Genomic DNA, 18,861 nt, shown 5'->3' with positions numbered 1-18,861 from the left:
TCTTTCGGTTATACAACAAGTGTAAACACTTATATGTCTATATATCAAAAAAAGGAACATCCAATTAAAGTGCTCCTTTTCTAATTATGATAAACACTATCTTGAAGCCAAATAGCAAATGGCCACTGTAACGTTAAAATGCTTCAGTACAATAAACCCATTTCTATAAAAGCGGCGGTCATTTCCCCCTTTTTAGATGAGTCATACTTAGTCATAATACCATTCATTAATTTCTAGTTATAGCATACCCGCACATGATGCTAGTATTGTTAAACTAAGATATCCTGATGCCTAACTTGCACTTGAAGGGAGGGGTAATTATAATTGGAAAACAAAAAAAAGTGACACTATAAAAAGGCAAGAACTTGCAAGCCATATAGTGATTTCAATTGCGTACTTGTCAAAACACCAGGTATCCTAGTTAGGGTAAACAAACAAACTCAATTTGAGAAAATTTTACCGCTTTGTAGCGTTTAAAAGCTTCTACAGTATAGAATTAGTTTATTATCTTTTGCTGTTTTTTTCATTTACTTCTTTCATCTTTATGCTTTATTTATAATTATTCTCTTAACTACTCTGGCTCCTGTTTTGGTTTCTATTTCCAGTATATACATACCACTATATAAGTCACTTACATCTATTTTCAAGGTAAGCGAGGAATACAATTGAACACCAAGCGTATTGTATATATTTACTTGCTGCAACCCTTCACCTTCGGATAATTGAATATGAATTTTATCTTGTGCTGGGTTGGGATAGACTGTAAAATCGCAGAGCTTATTTGTATTATTAAAAGGCTGCACCACATTTACTGCGATGGACTCAGAATGTACAAACCAGTCATCACGATGTTGTTGATAAAAAATTCTATCACTTAAGGGAACTATTAAGTTCTTTTCCCCTCGGTAACCATCTACAAACCCATCACTATTACTTGTAAAAGTTCTCGTCTTAACTTCAAAAATGAGGGGACCGGTGCCCCCTACTACCACTGTGGTAAGATCTGGATGATCTGAAAAAGACCAAAACCCCACACCTTCCATTTTTTTTGGTATAGTTACCCGCTCTAATTGATTCCAACCAAAAGCATTACGCCCAATACTTCTCACACTGTTGGGTATGATAACGCTCTCCACCAATTCTGTTTTTTGAAAAGCACTTGTCCCAATATGGGTTAACGTATATTCCATACCATTACTAACCACTTTTTCAGGAATGCTTACACTGGTAGCTGTACCTAGATAGTCCACAACCATTACTTCAGTTGAAGAGATAATTCCATATCTAATATCGCCAACAGTAAAGCTTTGTCCATAAGTTACCATCAGTAAAAGCAAATAAAAAGTAATGAGACTCCATTTACTTTTAAATGGCAACTGGTTTTTCATAACTTCTTTGGCATTCATTTTTGGTACATTTTTATTAATTAACAGCATCATCCTTACGAATAAATGCTACTCATCTGCACTAATACAGTTAACAGTTGGTATATTATTTTCTATTTAACTGGTTTTATTAGATGGTATGTAAGTTGCTCCTCAAACTCCCCAACTCTTACTTATTTACTTAATTAAACATCTATTTATTTTTCAATAAACAAGAATGCTATCGAAGCAACCTACCCTATCCAATTTAACATACCATCTTTAACCTCTATATTTAAATGTTTTCACTTATATTAGAATGCTCTTTATACATGTATACATGCATATATATCTCATATTTAGTATTGTGTGCTTTGCTTTCTTATCACCGTCTTTTTCATAGGCACCCATAAGAGTAATTATACCTTCATTACTTATTTATTTACTTATTAAAAATCCTTGATAGGTATACATCGATTATACCTTGATTACTTCTACTATAAGCGTTCATTGTGAGCCCCTCGAAAAAAGCATAGTGAGATACAATTTTGACTTAAAAGTGTAAATCCTGATTGTTTTTTCATATTTTTTGCTTTTATACATTTTTCAGGAAATCGCAATGTAAATTAGGTTTAATACCCCAAATAAAAGGACGACCATCTGTGCAAACACAATCAAGTACAGCAGCAGATATGATAATTTCATTATGCTAACTGGTTTTTGCAACGCTTTGAACAATGTCATCGTAAATACATCTTTTTTTACCATCTTTTTTTCCATTTTTTTAGAATTCATTTTTATATTCTGTATATTACATTTAGTGTCTTACAGGCCATTCACCGATTTCAATCCAAACCCAAAACAAATTCCAATTATTATATTACTACTATATTAAAGTGAGACCGAAAGGAATTGAGGAAGCAATCTATATATCCACCATATAAAAATATTTTTAACTTCTATATTTAAATATTTGTATACCTCCATACATTGGAACTCTTTTCAAATTTATACACACGCATATAGCTTATTATAGGTACTTGTTTATTCTTATTTTCCATTTTTTCGAAGGCCCCTATAAGGGTAATAGTATTGTCATTACTCAAGTTCATACTATTAAAACCTGATAGATTATACCCCGCTATTCTATCATCTATATCTACACCTTTTTGCACCCAGCTATTAGATGTATTGCGGTAAGTCTTCACATATACATACCTCTTCTCTTTACCCTTATTATACGAAGCTATTGAAATGGCATCACCATTATTTGATAAGCTAATATTCCATCCTGAAAAATTACCTGTTGGTAACCCAACGATGTCTTGACCTATTTGCTCCCAAAGTCCTGATACGTTTTGATAAACACTTACGTAACCACCCGCTGAAATCCCACCCTGGTGAGCTCCTATAGCAACCTTTTGACCATCACTTGACAAACTCACACTTGTTCCGAAAAAATCTTTTGCTGCTTTTCCATTTATATCTTCACCTACCTGGGACCATTTTCCCGATTCATTGCTATACACACGTACCTGGCCCGAATATTTACCATTATCACTGTTAAGTATTGCTCCTATGGCCAGTGTAGTACCATCTTGAGATAAGCTTACACTATAGCCAGACCAATCCCCTTGCATTTCGCCATCAATATCTTCTCCTACTTGCTCCCAAACTCCTGCATTACTTTTATACACGCGTACATGCCCTGAATTTTTACCGTTACGTCCATTGTTATTTTTAGCTCCAATAGCCACCATAGTACCGTTTCCTGATAAGCTCACACTATAACCTGACCAATCTCCTATTGCCTCGCCGTTGATATCATTCCCTATTTGACTCCAGGTCCCCGAGTTTTTTTTGTATATACGGACACATCCTGATTGCAAACCATTGTTACTGGCTTGATATGTTCCTACAGCCAAGACTGTTTCATCATCAGATAAACTCACACTGTAACTTGACAAATGAACTAGCGATTTGTTTGTATTTACAGCTATTTGAGACTGAGCATAGCTAGCTAAACTCAAAATCCAAAAAAGAATAGTAGTATGTTTCTGCGATTGTATCAATTCTTGTTAATTTTAAAACGAAGATTCATTGTATTTAGCTACCTCAATAAAAAAAGTGCTGAAGTATGTTAAAATGGGGACTAAAAATTTGTTTTATGGGACTTTAAAAACTTTTTTGAGCAGTTTTAATGGATTTTGAGATAGCTTATTTAGTATTGATTTTCTTTAATGAGATTGCCATAATTTGATTCTGCGCATACAGGCTAGGGTATCAGGAAAAAAATAGTGAGGATTATATAATCTGCCCAGATCGCTACAAGGCCAGTAGAAAGACCCTTATGGATAGTTTTATCAAAAGGATTTAGTCATTTTTTTATAAATAACTGAATACGGGAAGAGAACTTCATTTCAAATGTTTAAGAAAAACATATCTTACATATATGGATATCGTTATTTAAGGGAGCTACGAATACTTTGTCTTCTTGCATTACCGATGAAATGCTACAAAAGCATTATTTGGATAAAAACTGTGCTTTTGTACTCAAAATCGAAAACCTTTAGAGAAATTCCCCTCATAAACCAAAATAGCCCCTTGAGAAATCAAGAGGTTACACTTGTAGCGGGAGCAGGACTCGAACCTGCGACCTTTGGGTTATGAGGACAGATTAAAAAGACTATAAAGCTCTGTATTAAACAGTTTTACTTTTTTTTTAAAGCATACAAATCAATGAATTTAATAACAAATCCGTACTAAAAAACCATGCTCTGAAATCTTAAATTTTAATACTTTTTTCCTATAATAATATCAAATAGTACCAAAACTGTGATTTATGTAACATTCAACTCTTATTATATAACCTCTTATCCATTAATTATAAAGATCTTTATCTGAACAATTTACACTTTGTTGTTTCAAAATTCGAACGATGAAGAATTTATATTGAGATTTGTTATACAGTTTCTTTTCAAAGAAAAGACTATAGTAAAAAATAATTCTTAGAGCGAATTAGGCATTATACAAGACAATCCATTGAATCATTTTTCTGTTTCCTTTTATTAGTAATTTACTAATAAAACTTTAGGTTCCGGCGATTATTTATGTCCTCATATAATCACCGGAATTTAAAGAAACTCAACAATTCAGGGATAAGACTAGAAGGATCAAATCTTATTGAATGGGGGTATTAAAAAATTATACTATAATAAACATGAAACTTGATAATAAGGTAATCGGTAAATACAAAATAGGAGATACAGTATTCACTAAAATAAATCCCAATATTTCCCTAATCGTTCGGAGATATATTGGTGGGGTTTATTACTGCGGATTTCAAAATGACCCCGATAGATGGGAATTAGGTTTGACCGCCAGAGCATTGATAGGAAGTTAAACTCTTTCTGAAATCCATTTTTTATCTTAAATCACACAAATTATGAAAACATCAGCAATTGTCTACTGCGAAAATGAATTTGGCAAATTGGATGGTAAAATAGCAAACGGTCTTGTCCGGCATTCTGACAAGTATAAAATCGTTGGTATTATTGATAGCACAAAATCAGGTCTTGATGCAGGAGAATATTTAGATGGAATCAAAAATGAAATACCAATATTCCAGAATTTTAATCAAGCTATCGAAATGTTGGATAGTATTCCAGAATATTTTATCTACGGAATTGCTCCTCTCCAGCCCTTACTTAGTGATGAAGAGAGAAAAATTATTTACACTGCTATTAAAGCTGGGATGCATATTGTAAGTGGACTTCCTGAGTTTCTATCAGATAATGAAGTTTGTATTCGTCTCTCAAAAAAATATAATGTATCTATTTTTGATGTAAGAAAACCACCCCCTAAAGAAAATCTTCACCTCTTTACAGGCAAAATAAGAAATGTTCAAACACCAATAATAAAGATATCCGGAACAGATTGCGCAGTTGGCAAGCGAACCACTGCACTTAAATTGGTAGAAGCGCTGAAAAATGGAGGTTTGAACGCCATCTTTATAACTACAGGCCAAACAGGAATACTTCAAGGTTCAAAATATGGTATTGCCATAGATGTTCTAAGTTCTGGCTTTGCTACAGGAGAAGTAGAAAATGCTATTCTAGAAGCAATTAAAGAACAACCCGATATTATCGTAGTAGAGGGACAAGGAGCACTTAGTCATCCGGCATTTACCTCTTCAAGTGCAATCCTCCGAGGTGCTATGCCAAAGGCTATTATCCTTCAGCATCCGCCAAAAAGGCGCACCAGGTGTGATTTTCCAGATATTCTAATGCCAACACTTGAGAGTGAAATAAAAATGTTAGAAACCTTCTCTGGGTCCAAGGTAATTGCAATAACAATCAATCATGAAGATATGAATGACCAAGAAGTTGAAAATATAACAAAGGCTTATGAAGAAAAATATCAATTACCTGTTACTGATGTCCTAAAAAACGACTGTAGTAAGCTGGTAGAAAAACTTCAAGAAATATTTCCTGATTTAATTCGTGTCAATCCATTACTATGTCAACCCCAAGAATAGATATTAATCTTAGCAAAATTGCTCATAATGCTAAGGTTTTAAGCTCTGTTTTTCGGTCAAAAGGCATAGACATAATTGCAGTTACAAAAGGAGTTTGCGCAGATCCTCATATCGCTAATATTTTGGTGAAGAGCGGAGTTAAAATTCTTGCTGACTCCAGAATATCAAATATCAAAAAAATGCGTATTGCTGGAGTCAAAGCAAATTTCCTGTTGATTAGAACCCCAATGATCAGTCAAACAGAATCAATAGTATTAGATACTGATATGAGTTTAAATTCGGAGTTATCTGTAATAAAAAAACTTTCAGAATTTGCTATCCTACACGGTAAGATCCATAAAATCATACTCATGGTAGAATTAGGGGATTTACGGGAAGGTATATTACCATCACAATTAGAAAATACTATCAAAAAGGTACTGGCTCTAAAGGGTATTAAACTTGAAGGTATAGGTACAAACCTTGCCTGTTTTTCGGGAGTTAAGCCTACTACAGAAAAAATGGACACATTATCTGCTATTGCTATTAATATTGAGAAAAAGTTTAACATAAAGCTATCTATCATCTCAGGAGGGAACTCAGCTAATTATAATTGGTTTAATACTACAAAAGATGTAGGCAGGATTAATAATTTGAGACTTGGAGAGTCTATATTTTTAGGTTATGAACCTTTAACCGGAAAGCCAATTCCAAAACTTTATCAAGACGCTTTTATGTTGGTAGCTGAAGTCATCGAATTGAAAAACAAAGGATCAGTGCCCAATGGCGAAATCGGTTTGGATGCCTTTGGTAACAAACCAAAATTCAAAGACCAGGGTATGATAAATCGAGCTATACTAGCCATGGGTGTTCAAGATGTAATGGTGACTGGGTTAACTCCTAAATTAGATATCGAAATTCTAGGAGCAGGTGGTGATCACATTATTATCAATGCCAAAAAAGAGAAATTAAAAGTTGGCAGTGATGTATCATTTACATTGAAGTATGGAGCATTAGCTACAGCAATGAATTCATCCTATATTTTTAAAAATATTATCAGGCCTATAAGCGCGGCAGCGTATTGTGCCATAGTAGAAGAAAAAGACAGGTTGCACAAAAAGAAAACCGCAATGATGACTGTAGAGGAGGATAACTCGCCATTGATAAGTCTTCAGGATTCAGACTTTAATCTAATATTCGAAAAGTCCATGCAAAAAAACTATCGTTATTTGGTTAGAAAAGAAGTATATAAAAAAATAGGGCGAATTAGTAAACTTCTGAACGATCAGGGTAAAAAACTAATTATTAGATCAGTGTGGAGATCATTTGAGCACCAGCAAAAATTAAGGGAGGAAAGAGCAAAATTTATTAAAAAGAAAAATCCGGAAAAAACCGTAGAAGAAATTAATGAAATAGTGTCGAACTTCATTGCGCCAAGAATGCAATCTACCCATGCAACTGGAGGTGCTGTTGATGCTCTGATTTATGATTTGCGTGGGGAATGCGTGCTTGATTTTGGTACTAACGATGGATTACATATTGATTTAAATGAAAAATGTTATCCTAAACATCCTGATATTAGTAAAAAAGCAAAGAAAAATCGAAAGCTTCTCATGAAACTTTTCGAAGATGAAGATTTTGTATGTGACCACAAAGAGTATTGGCATTTTGATTATGGCAATATTGCCTGGGCGGTTGAAAAAAATAAGGAATATGCTCATTTTGGTATTTTAGAAACACCGGATATACAATCAACTGTTTTTCAACATCCTGATAAAACGCTTTTTTATCTTTAGGTTTATTTATTAATCTTCAAATTCTCGCATGGCTCATCATTGTAGTTAAAAACTAAACTTGTAAGATCTTTTTATATGACTTCTAAATTGACTGGTCGAATAATACCAAAGATGTTTGATTCTTTAATAAAAAAAAAAGTAATACCTTCCATAGAGACTTCTGTTCCGGAATCCTTTCCGAATAACACAAGATCTCCAACCTTTACAATCATAGGCTCATCTTTTTTACCCTTTCCAATTGCCAGTATGATTCCTTTTTGAGATTTTTGATTGCTATTAATAGTATCAGAGATGACAATCCCTTCCTCAGATTTTTCCTCTGCTACGTCCACCTTTATCAATACCCAGTCCATAAGAAGTTGTATTTTAAATTTACCAATCATTTTTTTTATTTATTTACTTCCATTAAGTGGTCGTTTATGTGGTTGTGCTGGCAGATTTATAATTGTTTCCTGATCTAGTGAGATACTTTTTTTCATTTCCATGTCAGTTGTTGGAATAAAGTTAAAATCTATACTATTAGTATTATTTATTACTTGATCTGCTGTCAAAGCTTCTTCCAAGATATGTAATATAGATTCATCTACTTTTTCATCAAATTTCCGGGCAAATAAATTTTCTTCTTGCATTAAAAAGTCAAAATCAGATTCTGTTAAGGTTTTTGGTTTCAACTTTACATCTCCATCAGCTATCCATATAACAGCTCTTTTATCATTGTTTACAACGATTTCTTTAAATGACGTATTCATAAGTACGGTCTGAAAAAATGATTTATCAGCATTTGGTATATTATGATAGAAATCTTCAAATTTTTTAACTTCAGGGCTATGACAGATAAATTCGCAACATGCTCTGGTCAAGATCATCCATTGTTCGCCAACAAGCGGAATCACATTTTTCATAAAAGATCTTTTAAAGGGTATGCCTGGGAAACCAATATCAACGCCTTGAAAATAGTTTTCAATGCGGTTCAGCGTATCAGAGCGCACTCTAACTTGACTGGCTATTTTCATGAAGTTTTTCCCTCTATTCCTGTGCAAAAAATCAAGAATAGCATCTTGGGATTTCAAAGGAAAATCCTGATCGCTTAGATTAATAAAAAAATCCCATTTCAGGCAACGGTTTAGGAGATATTCCATCCCATTAAGTTGAGATTGAACCATATTATATTTTCCTATGTCTATGGTTGTACTTTTCAAGAAATAAGAGTTAGAATAATCTGCCAAAAAAGTTTTAATACCTTCTTTTATATTGATGTCAGTTTTTTGATTGATATGAATTAAGTAATGATTTTCAGGATGATAAATAGCTTTAAACAATCTCTTAAACTGTTGGGGAAAACCGTGAACCATAATAAAGTAAGCAATCTTTGGCCTTCTTTCTAAAATCCTAAAATGAAAGCTTTGAGCTTTTGTTATATCTAATCGCTGTGTCATTTAGCATGCGTATTATTTTAGTACTCAACTTTTGTCTTAATAAATATGATTATAAAAGCTCTCTTTCAAAAAACACAACTTCTTTTTTCTCTGGGTCCTCAGCAAATTTGCAATAGTATATTCGCCGGTAATATAACCGTACAATCAATTTAACTTCAGGATTTACTTTGGCATAAACAGTATCTCCCGGTTTGAATTTACTTTCTTGCTTTTCCATATACTTTGTTTTCAAATTTTAGATACTTACATCTTCATAACCACTTTTAATGATGATCGATATCATTTTAAATCGTTTATTTGCTATTACTATATTTCTAGTATGAGCAGGAATAATAATTGCGTGACCTGTTTCAACGATGTTTGATTCTTCATTGATAATAATCTCGGCTTCTCCATCTATAATTTGAATAAGATTGTCAAAAGCAGAAGTTTTAGAAGTCAATGCTTCTCCACTATCAAATGATGATATGGCTACGGTTCCTGTTTTTTTCTTTAGAATTGCTTTCATCACTACAGATCCAGGCACATAATCAATGGTGTCAACCAATTTGTGCTTAAAGGATTTTTCTAATTCTTGATTTTTCATAAATGATATTATAGAAGATTAATGTTAAACTAGAATACAGTAGCTAAGATTTGTTAGTACTATTTATTCCTCACTCCTTCTCTCTTTTCTTTTTGCAGCTTTTGCAGCTCTCTTTTCTTTCAAACTTTTTGCCGGAGCTTTTTTACCTGACTTAGATTTACCTTCTTTTCCTTTTGACATGATTTTCTGTTTTTAGATTATTAATACCCCTTCACGTATAAAAAGGAGTTTGATACGTATACAAAAATCAGTTAATTAATACTTTAATGTATTACACTCGTTTAGGCCTACATTACATATATCACACATTTAAAGGTTTTTTATAAAACAGATTGTACGCTAAAGATTTGGAATTTCACCACCTTCTTTATCAAACCTTTTTTATGGATTGATTAATATCAAAGGCTCTATATCATCATATAATTATTTTAACTTTTTCGCTACATCACTTACTCCGATGAAAGGTATAGCGCCAGCACCTGTTACCTTTGGTAAGATTCCATTCCATTTTTCTATGGCTTTAAGGTTTGCTTCTATTTTTCTCAGTTCGATTAGGTCGGGTGAAATATTCATTTTTTGTAAACGCAATGCCTCTGCTTCTGCTTTCGCAGCGGTGATTGTTTGTTCTGCTTCTACTTTTATGCGATCCAAATCTCGCTTTGCCTTTAATGCATTTTGTTCTGCAGTTTGTTTAGCTTCAATAGCATCAGTAAAAGTTTGAGAAAAGCTGAAAGAGATAATAGAGAAAGCATCAACCGATATATTTGACGCAAGCAATCTTGATGTGAGCGCCTGTTGCATTTCGGTACTGACCGCCGGTCTTTTGGTAATTAATTCTTCTGCAGTATATCTTGCTGAAACAGCTTTCATTACCTCTTGAATGGCTGGATCAATAATACGCTCTTTAAATTCTACTCCAATGGTTTGGTAAACTAAATTTGCTTTCTCTGGTATAATATGATAATTCAAGGCCACTGATAAATCTACATCTTGAAGATCAGAGGAAGAAGAAGCAGCATCAGTCATCGCTTTTTGGATCTTTACATCTATCAAAGTAACTGTTTGTGCTATAGGTATTTTAAAATGAATCCCTTCTCCTAGTACTACATCTTGAACTGCACCAAAATTCTGAACAATTCCTCTTTCACCTGCCCCCACCTGAGCCCACGGTTTAAATACTATCAATACAATGAGTATTACTACTACAATGAGCAATCTCCTCCATTTACTATTTTTCAATGTCTCTGTTATGTTGTTTATATCTTGATCATCCATTTTGCTTTTATTTTACTACAAAAATGGGATAATTGAATATACTTTGTGTTATACTACACTAAGTACATATTACATATATCGCACATTCTCAAATATCAATACAGCAAAAGATTATTTAGTATAAAAATAACTTTCAACATGCATATTTCTAGCAAAAATAGATCACCTTTATGGTTATGAATAAAAAAATAATTTTATCTATGGGTTTACCTATTAGGATAAGAAATGTGACTGGTAAAACAGCTATCATTGAGCTTAATGCAGGGGATTTTGTGATATGTAAGTATCAAAACAATATATCTGTTTATCTAAATGATGCAAAATTGAAAAAGTGGTATCCTGTAAGTTTGTATAAAAGATTGGTTTATATGCTTAAGATCTGGTTAACAGGATATAATTGGTTATAAATCTTCCAGATTTTGTTTACGTTTTTCTTTCAGTTTTTTATAAAAAGTAGGCGTTAAACCTGTGATTTTTTTAAATTGATTAGATAAGTGTGCCGTACTGCTATAGTGTAGTTTATAAGAGATCTCGGTAAGATTTAGTTCATCATAAATAAGCAATTCTTTAACTCTTTCAATTTTATGGATAATAATGAATTGTTGAATGGTAATTCCTTTCACTTCTGAAAATATATTTGCTAAATATGTATAATTATAACCAACTTTTTCACTTATATAATCGGAATAATTGACTTTGGGCAATTCATCTGTGTAATGAATCATTTCGATAATAACATTTCTGATTTTTTCAATTAGAATACTCTTTTTACTTTCCATCAATTCTAAGCCAGATTTACTTAGATTTTTCTTCAGTTCGAGGCGTTGGTCTTTGGTTATATCTTCCAAGAGTTCAACAACTCCCAATTCTAAAACAACATAATGCAATCCAAGTTTTTTTAACTCTTCTTTGACCATCAGTTTGCATCGTAAACTAACCATGTATTTTATGAATAGTTTTGTACTCATATTTATAAACGTTTATATGTAAGGTATTTATTTATACGTTAGGAATTAGGGTTTTATATCATTCTCGAAGATGTTGTCCCGGTACAAGCTTTTGTAAGCGCAATATGGTTAACACTTCTCTACTCTTTTTTTTCTCAATAATTATATCCTTAGTAAACGAGATGATAAAATTTTCTCCAATATGTTTATCCGTATGTAATGGATATTTCTCAAGTATAACAGACAGCACTTCATTAAAAACCAATATCTCATCAAATCCAGATACGGTTTTACAACAAAACGAATAACCATTCTCAACACGCCCAAGAAAGACCCCTTCTATTTTTTTTATTTGGCTTGTTCCTTGGGAAGGGAATATGGCCAATGAGATAAGAGATATAAAGAATAGCATTGTACGTATCATTATCTTAATGTCTTTAAAAGGTAGTTTAACTGTTCGTTTTATGGGATAGAACAATACCTTAATTTTATATGCCCAGGGCGTTGTTGATCAAAAGCGGTTAGTTATACACCTGGTTGACTGTTAATATCCTCTTTACATTTCAGTATCACCATAATTTGGATGGGGTTTTGGTATTACATTTTTATCATCCCCAATTATTTCTCGGATATCAATTTCTATTCCCCTTGAAATTGTAGTAATCGGGACGTCATTTCTGGTTCCTTCAAAAGGGTTTTCCGACACATCGCCTACCTTTTCCATAAGCATGAACACCCATGATATAACGACACTGATCGGAACGGTCATCCAAACAAAATTTTCAACAATGAGGCGATTCATAAAACATCTATTTTCATGATTGCCTAAATTGAGGCCAATTTCATGAAATTCATGCATCATTCCAAACGGTAGGAGAATCATGAAAATCCATATAAAAAACAAGTTTAGCGTCGCAAATTGCCTTGGATATGGAAAGTTTTTAATTCTTTCGACCTTGCCTTGTAAGGTAAATAGTTCACCAATGATATTGTTGAACTCCATGTGTCGGAAGTCATCAATCAATCCTTCTAATTTTAATTCTTTAAAATGCTTAGATTGCATATTGAGGCAGGCTACTTGTTTATTTGTCATGCTCAACACAAATTCTTTTTCATCTTCATTTAAATATCCATGAAGTTCTTCTTGTAGCGTCAGCTCGTGTTCTTTTACTTCTATCGTTTTCATGTGCTCTTTACCTGACTTACTACCTACAAGGGTTTCCCAAGGCTTTTTGATTCTAAGAGCATACCTAAGAGAAGTCATCCAAGCTATATGGCGCATGATAATAACCTTCTTTATATTAAAAAATTCTTTATCGGTTCTCTCTACTCTGACAAATTCATTGGTAATGAAGTCATTGACCATAGTTGCTAATAATCTTGAAGTATTTACAATACCTCCATATATCTTTCGGGCTTCCCAAAGTCTTTCGTAAGAAGCATTGTTTTTAAATCCGGTTATGAATGCGAGAGATGTGCCTATAAGTCCAATGGGAAGCCAAGGCAGATATAACCATTTTAACCCAACAACATCATACAGTATCACCGGTACAATGGACATTAAGAAAAAAAAATAAATATATTTTCTCGTCCATAGGAGTACTATTTTTAAGGAGTAAACAGGTTTTATATACATACTCTATTTTTATTTACAGCTAAGCGAATGTGAACTTTGACCACATAAGTAAAGTACGTGTATGATTTGGCACTACGATTCTACCATGCATCAAACTCGTTTAAAATGCTCAATTAATGGTCGTCAATTTAGAAAGCATGTCGTGTTCTTTTTACACCACTCGATAGGACTTCATACTGAATTTTGCTGCCGTGATAGAAACTTCTATGGTCATATTTCATCTTATCTGACTTTAGTTTGTTATTTCAATATTAACTAACCCTTTTTTCAATTTCGGGCACTTCCATCCATACCAGTCTGGAGGTCAGACATAAAAAACCATCTTCAACAGATGGCTTTTCAACATTTTTAGAGCTACAGGACTTGTTATTTAATCAATTCAACATTGACTGCGTTCATTCCCTTTTCACCTCTTTCCATCGTAAATTTTACGTTATCGTTCTCACGAATTTCGTCTATAATACCGCTTTGGTGTACAAAAATATCCTCGTCGGAATCTTTGAGTTTAATAAAGCCAAATCCTTTGGCACTATTGAAAAATTTTACTGTTCCTTCTTTCATTACTTTGTATTTATTATTTATTATTCTATTTAATGTTTGTTTTATAATATTCATTGTTCTTTAATTTATTGTCTTAAAATTCTATCCTTATTCTATAGGCATAATTTGCATTTTTCCAACTTTCACAAAATTCTAATATGGTCTATAATGCTGAAAAAAATGTTCTTTTTGTATGATAGAGTATTTATTCCATATTCATTAGCTGTATTGGCAACAATACCAATATTAATACGCAAAAAAACACCGTAAGCATTACGATAGTTTTAAAGGTCATGCTGTTATTTGCATGCTTGTCGATTCTATTTGTTTTGAAATAATTGTTCACCCTGTTTCTCAATGTTTTTGAAAACTCAGAGTTTGTTATTTTTGAAAATTTTAGATTTTTGATACTATCAACTTTTTGTTTTAAGCCGGTCCTCTTATAATTCGGAAACCACGTATAAATGTAATAGATGGAGAAACAAACAGGAAGATCCAATTGTAAAGACTTGTTCTACATTGAAAACAATACTCGAACCGATGTTGTTATACTTAATATTTAACTTAAAATTGTTTTTTGCACTATTGCCGAGAAAAAAAGAGAGCAAGAAAAGAATATTGAATTTGAAAAAACAAGATTTAATTGAAGCTTTACGAATTTTATCATTGCAAAGATACCTTTAATTTAGGTATTATCTTCAAATCATATGTTAAATATTGATTCTTAAAAAGAGGGTTATTATATTGTAAGACAAGATAAATGCTTCCGGACACATCCGTCGGCTTGTCAAATTTAGTAATATAGTTTGATCATTTAAACTCAAAACCTTACTTCATATAAAGGTCAAAAAAACAATCTAAGTTTATCTGCAGAAGAAGAATTCCAAAAATAAGAATAGTAAAATATATTACATATGTAAAGTTCAAAAACAAAAATATTAATAACAAATCAAGAAACAGAACAACAAAACAAATTGATAAACAATAACTTAAATCCTGTAGTACCTTAATTTAAGATGAGATCAATTTTAGATCTAAAAAGTGACATAAACCATGCTCTATTGTTAAAAAACAGTGTTTCACAACTAGGAAAAGAGGCTAAAAACAAAAATAACCATCTCGATATGAGATGGTTACTAGTAGCGGGAGCAGGACTCGAACCTGCGACCTTCGGGTTATGAGGGCGAATATCTTCAAAGCAAAGTGCTGATTATCAATTATTTACATTTTTAAAAATTGTAAAAACGTGAAAAAACAGTAAAAAAAACCCCACCAGAACCCCCCACCTGAATTATTTAATTTTACGATGACTTTTACCATATTTCTAAATGTATCATAGAGGCTAAAAGTAGATATTCTTCTCGATCTGATTTTCCATCTGCAAAAGCTAAGTTCTATAAACTAACAAAATGTACCACATTTTGTTGATGTTCTTCCTCAGTCATATACTAGAAGTATTAATCTTTCTCTATTAAATACCGATACTCCTCAAAATCAAATTTTCCCTGAAAAATTCTTATTGATTTTTGAATCAATTCCAAGGCTCTTTCCTCAGAACATCCTAATCCAATTGCATACCGATGAATGAGTTTCATTTCTTGTTGATCCACAAAATCGTCGGCAAAAATCATTTTAAAAAGATCAAACAGATGTTGTAACCGTTCCTCTTTCGAACTTACTGCTACTAGAGTATATTGTTTTGGATTTTTAATTACTTCAGAATATTGTTCTTCATTAATATCAAGTTTATCCGCAAATTTAGAAAGTAGTTCCTTTTCTTCATTATTGAGTTCTCCATCTATAAATGCCATGTTCGCGATGCTCGCAAAGTGAGCCAAATTACTTTTTTGAATACCTGATTCATAAATTTCTGAGATTGACATAACTAATATATTTTAAGTATACTTTTTAGACACAAAATCATGTTCGGGGTCACATTTTTAATTATATTTAGTTTATCGTTAATAATATCTATTATGGATTCTTTTGAAGACCTATTTTCAATACCGGAGGAGAAAAAATCAAGTATTGTACTGAAAGAAGCTAAAGGCTTAACTGATGAAGAATTGATTGCAAGAATTAAAGAATCAAAAAATCAACTCCTATTCGGAGTTTTATATGAAAGGTTTAGTAAAAAAGTCTATAGTAAATGCTATGACTTTTTAAAGAATGAAGATGAGGCGGAAGATCTTTCTCAGGATATTTTTATGAAATTATATACAAAACTTGAGGGATTTCAAGGCAGAGCAAAATTTTCTACTTGGCTATATGCTTTTACCTATAATTTCTGTATAAATTTTTTGAACAGAGATAAAAATAAAAAACTAACCACCTTCTCAGAAAAATTAAAAAACAAGGATTATCAAATAGCATCTGAAGAATTAGAGTTAGATGAAGATTTTTTTGAAATCAAATTATCTAAACTGGAAAAAGCTTTGGAAATGATTGCACCAGAAGATAAAGCACTTCTTATGCTTAAATATCACGATAATATACCCGTAAAAGAACTTCAAAACTTGTTTAATATTAATGAAAGTGCTTTAAAAATGAGGTTGAAACGTGCTCGGATAAAGGCCGTTAAAGCACATGACAAATTAACTTAGAATTTACTCTATCTAAAATCATATTCTAATTTTCTTATAGCAAATATTTTTATCGTCCTTAACAAATGAATCCCTCTCTCCTACCCATTTAAAAAGGTAAAAGGGAAGATAAAATACCTGACGTTTTAGATTCCAATTTCACATTCTCCTAGGCTGATGTTTCCTGTTCATTAGTGTCAGGAGTTATGAAACTTAAATCTCCAGGCTCTTCGTCTTCTTTTAAAATTTGAATTCCTTTTTGAAGTACATAAGAATTGGGTAACGTAATGTCCTGACCATTATCGGTAATCATGAAAAAATAGAATCCAGTAATATCTTTTACTCTTCCTGTTAAGTTAAAATCTTTTTCCAGAATACGTATTCTTTGCCCAATACGGACCGGATGACTAAAAAATAAGATAACACTGGCTGTAAGATTGGATAAAATAGACCATTGTGCAAAAAAGCCAACACCCAAAACTGCAAGTACCGAAGAAATAAAAACTGCGAATTGTTTATGATCTACACCCCAAATAATTGCAAGTATAGATATCATAATGATGTAAGCTAATAGATAAATTAAGTTGAGAATTATTTTTCTACGGTTTACCTCTATAGATTTTATAAAACTAAATCTGCGAATAGCTCTTTTGGTTAACAATAGCACTATTACCATAATGCCTAATAATACCAATGTGTAGAGAATTTCTGATTGATATGCCAACATAAAAAATGGTTGTAAAAAGTTTTTCTTCAAAATTACTTTAATTCTGGAAGAATCAGAAGAGGTACTGGACTATTAAAACTAATTTTATCTACAACATCTTCCTCCATCAATTTTTGAAAGAAATTTTGTTTATGATGGACTAATGCAATCAAATCACTTTCGGTTTGCATGGCAAAATCTCTTAAAGCTTCGGTTTCTGAATTTTCAACATCGATCTTACAAAAGATATGATCAAGATTTTGAAACAAACTCTTTAAAATTTCCTTGTTAGCATTTTGCTTATCTGTAAGATACTCTTCTGCCATTATTCTGGCAATATTAATTTTGGCTCCCTTTGATGCAGTGATTTCAATTAAAGGCGCTAATTCGTTTTGATGGAAAGTTCTCTTAAAATTAGTCGAAAATGCAACTATTGAAGGTGTTTTAGGAACATAGCTTTGAGGTACCACGATTACCGGACATCTATTTATTCCATTAATTACTTTTACTGTATTGCTCCCCAAAAAAATTTCTTTGGCCCCTTTGGCGCCTTTAGTTCCCATAACGATATAATCTATTTCTTTTGAAGCGGAAACACTGTTAATTGCTTTCAAAAGGGTGTCAGGGACAGAAATAGCCTTAAATTCATGATTAGAATGGTCATTATTCTTGATAAGTTTCTTCAAAAGAGCCTCTAATTCATGTTCAGATTCATCCGACATTTCGCCTAAAATAGCATCATTATATTCTTCGCTTAACATTACCGAACGATTACTAACATAAACATTCAACAAGAAAAAAGTACATTCTTCATTATTGAAAAGTACACGGGCATATTCTAATGCGTTTAAAGCATTATCCGAGAAGTCAATTGGAACTAATATTCTTTTCATTTTCAAACATTAATTAAGCCTATTAAAGATACAAAATTCAATTCTTGAAATATCAATAACAAATATATAATCCTTATGACACAAAGAAACGTGTAAGGTCACCTTTATAAGCAAACCTGAAAAAGTATTCTTGCGTAAAGAATAAGCTTATAGCGCAATGAATTTCAAAGATTTATGTAGATTTTTATTCAAAAATGTGACCTAAGAAATATTAATGTGTCAAATAATAAAAGTTGAAAGAAGTTGAAGCCATTAATAACCCCAAATGCTTATGAAAAAAATAAAAGATGATGTAAAAGGCGTGAAAGGAAAAAGTACGAACTCCTTTAAACCACACTCAGATGTAACTCCGATTAATGAGGTAAAAAAACAATTCGATCTTTTTGATAAAATTATATATAGTACTGATTTATTTTATCTTAACATCATGCGTAAATTAAAAAAGTATTCTGATATAATTTGGTCTATCATTATCTTATTGTTTGTCTGTTATCTCGTCATTTGGTTGATCAAAAACTTTTAAAAAAACACTTATGCCGAGCTATCAAAAAGTTTGGTTTTTTTATTTCTGAATTTCATAATTG

Annotated in this window: 20 protein-coding genes; 6 read left to right on the top strand and 14 right to left on the bottom strand. The window is 32.1% G+C overall.

Features of this window, described 5'->3' with window-relative positions; translation table 11 throughout:
* Nucleotides 1–542 precede the first annotated feature (542 nt).
* Both U6A24_RS07810 and U6A24_RS07805 read right to left on the bottom strand, forming a co-directional pair.
* On the bottom strand, nucleotides 543–1,406 hold the full coding sequence (locus tag U6A24_RS07810) for a T9SS type A sorting domain-containing protein (protein WP_324179385.1): 864 nt from the start codon (nucleotides 1,404–1,406) through the stop codon (nucleotides 543–545).
* Between the two features lie 923 nt (nucleotides 1,407–2,329).
* The gene (locus U6A24_RS07805) at nucleotides 2,330–3,436 is read right to left on the bottom strand and encodes an FG-GAP repeat protein (RefSeq protein WP_324179384.1); all 1,107 of its coding nucleotides are present in this window, start codon (nucleotides 3,434–3,436) and stop codon (nucleotides 2,330–2,332) included.
* A 1,115-nt stretch (nucleotides 3,437–4,551) separates the two neighbouring features.
* Here U6A24_RS07805 and U6A24_RS07800 point away from each other — a divergent pair.
* From U6A24_RS07800 to U6A24_RS07790, 3 genes are read left to right on the top strand one after another with little or no spacing between them, the layout of a single operon-like run.
* Nucleotides 4,552–4,767: a hypothetical protein gene (locus tag U6A24_RS07800; RefSeq protein WP_324179383.1), complete on the top strand. Its 216-nt coding sequence runs from the start codon at nucleotides 4,552–4,554 to the stop codon at nucleotides 4,765–4,767.
* Between the two features lie 42 nt (nucleotides 4,768–4,809).
* Complete coding sequence (locus U6A24_RS07795; protein ID WP_324179382.1) at nucleotides 4,810–5,901, top strand: DUF1611 domain-containing protein; 1,092 nt, start codon at nucleotides 4,810–4,812, stop codon at nucleotides 5,899–5,901.
* A complete protein-coding gene (locus U6A24_RS07790) occupies nucleotides 5,883–7,676 on the top strand; it encodes an alanine racemase (RefSeq protein WP_324179381.1) in 1,794 nt (597 codons plus the stop codon). Before U6A24_RS07795 ends, U6A24_RS07790 begins: the two co-directional genes overlap by 19 nt.
* 71 nt (nucleotides 7,677–7,747) lie before the next feature.
* Here the strand turns inward: U6A24_RS07790 and U6A24_RS07785 are convergent, their stop codons facing one another.
* The 5 genes from U6A24_RS07785 to U6A24_RS07765 form a co-directional block, all read right to left on the bottom strand.
* On the bottom strand, nucleotides 7,748–8,059 hold the full coding sequence (locus tag U6A24_RS07785; RefSeq protein ID WP_324179380.1) for a GroES family chaperonin: 312 nt from the start codon (nucleotides 8,057–8,059) through the stop codon (nucleotides 7,748–7,750).
* Nucleotides 8,060–8,068: 9 nt separating this feature from the next.
* On the bottom strand, nucleotides 8,069–9,112 hold the full coding sequence (locus tag U6A24_RS07780; RefSeq protein WP_324179379.1) for a beta-1,6-N-acetylglucosaminyltransferase: 1,044 nt from the start codon (nucleotides 9,110–9,112) through the stop codon (nucleotides 8,069–8,071).
* A gap of 49 nt (nucleotides 9,113–9,161) precedes the next feature.
* Nucleotides 9,162–9,329 (bottom strand): hypothetical protein, encoded by a 168-nt coding sequence (locus tag U6A24_RS07775; RefSeq protein WP_324179378.1) that lies wholly within the window; start codon nucleotides 9,327–9,329, stop codon nucleotides 9,162–9,164.
* Between the two features lie 18 nt (nucleotides 9,330–9,347).
* Nucleotides 9,348–9,698, bottom strand: a complete 351-nt coding sequence (locus tag U6A24_RS07770) for a cupin domain-containing protein (protein WP_324179377.1) — start codon at nucleotides 9,696–9,698, stop codon at nucleotides 9,348–9,350.
* Nucleotides 9,699–10,121: 423 nt separating this feature from the next.
* Nucleotides 10,122–10,973 (bottom strand): prohibitin family protein, encoded by an 852-nt coding sequence (locus tag U6A24_RS07765; protein ID WP_324179376.1) that lies wholly within the window; start codon nucleotides 10,971–10,973, stop codon nucleotides 10,122–10,124.
* 200 nt (nucleotides 10,974–11,173) lie between these two features.
* On the opposite strand from U6A24_RS07765, the gene U6A24_RS07760 reads away from it, so the two are divergent.
* Entirely contained in the window at nucleotides 11,174–11,380 is a 207-nt protein-coding gene (locus tag U6A24_RS07760) for a hypothetical protein (RefSeq protein ID WP_324179375.1), read from the top strand.
* On the opposite strand, the gene U6A24_RS07755 is transcribed toward U6A24_RS07760, so the two are convergent.
* From U6A24_RS07755 to U6A24_RS07740, 4 genes are all read right to left on the bottom strand, one after another.
* The gene (locus tag U6A24_RS07755) at nucleotides 11,375–11,914 is read right to left on the bottom strand and encodes a helix-turn-helix domain-containing protein (protein ID WP_324179543.1); all 540 of its coding nucleotides are present in this window, start codon (nucleotides 11,912–11,914) and stop codon (nucleotides 11,375–11,377) included. The two genes, U6A24_RS07760 and U6A24_RS07755, sit on opposite strands and share 6 nt — an antisense overlap.
* Before the next feature lie 85 nt (nucleotides 11,915–11,999).
* Entirely contained in the window at nucleotides 12,000–12,344 is a 345-nt protein-coding gene (locus U6A24_RS07750) for a hypothetical protein (RefSeq protein ID WP_324179374.1), read from the bottom strand.
* 132 nt (nucleotides 12,345–12,476) lie between these two features.
* Complete coding sequence (locus tag U6A24_RS07745) at nucleotides 12,477–13,556, bottom strand: bestrophin family protein (protein WP_324179373.1); 1,080 nt, start codon at nucleotides 13,554–13,556, stop codon at nucleotides 12,477–12,479.
* 366 nt (nucleotides 13,557–13,922) lie between these two features.
* A complete protein-coding gene (locus U6A24_RS07740) occupies nucleotides 13,923–14,117 on the bottom strand; it encodes a cold-shock protein (RefSeq protein ID WP_324179372.1) in 195 nt (64 codons plus the stop codon).
* Between the two features lie 995 nt (nucleotides 14,118–15,112).
* Between U6A24_RS07740 and U6A24_RS07735 the strand changes: the two genes are divergently transcribed.
* The gene (locus U6A24_RS07735; protein WP_324179371.1) at nucleotides 15,113–15,277 is read left to right on the top strand and encodes a hypothetical protein; all 165 of its coding nucleotides are present in this window, start codon (nucleotides 15,113–15,115) and stop codon (nucleotides 15,275–15,277) included.
* A 276-nt stretch (nucleotides 15,278–15,553) separates the two neighbouring features.
* Here the strand turns inward: U6A24_RS07735 and U6A24_RS07730 are convergent, their stop codons facing one another.
* A complete protein-coding gene (locus U6A24_RS07730) occupies nucleotides 15,554–15,979 on the bottom strand; it encodes a TerB family tellurite resistance protein (protein WP_324179370.1) in 426 nt (141 codons plus the stop codon).
* Between the two features lie 93 nt (nucleotides 15,980–16,072).
* Here U6A24_RS07730 and U6A24_RS07725 point away from each other — a divergent pair, with 93 nt between their 5' ends.
* Entirely contained in the window at nucleotides 16,073–16,699 is a 627-nt protein-coding gene (locus U6A24_RS07725) for an RNA polymerase sigma factor (RefSeq protein WP_324179369.1), read from the top strand.
* A gap of 148 nt (nucleotides 16,700–16,847) precedes the next feature.
* Here U6A24_RS07725 and U6A24_RS07720 read toward each other — a convergent pair whose 3' ends face one another.
* Together U6A24_RS07720 and U6A24_RS07715 are read right to left on the bottom strand one after the other, a co-directional pair.
* Entirely contained in the window at nucleotides 16,848–17,435 is a 588-nt protein-coding gene (locus tag U6A24_RS07720; protein ID WP_324179368.1) for a mechanosensitive ion channel family protein, read from the bottom strand.
* A gap of 2 nt (nucleotides 17,436–17,437) precedes the next feature.
* The gene (locus U6A24_RS07715) at nucleotides 17,438–18,277 is read right to left on the bottom strand and encodes a universal stress protein (protein WP_324179367.1); all 840 of its coding nucleotides are present in this window, start codon (nucleotides 18,275–18,277) and stop codon (nucleotides 17,438–17,440) included.
* Nucleotides 18,278–18,861 lie beyond the last annotated feature (584 nt).

Source organism: Aquimarina gracilis, assembly GCF_035285365.1.
Lineage (GTDB): Bacteria > Bacteroidota > Bacteroidia > Flavobacteriales > Flavobacteriaceae > Aquimarina > Aquimarina gracilis.
This window is presented reverse-complemented; position numbering and strand designations above follow the sequence as displayed.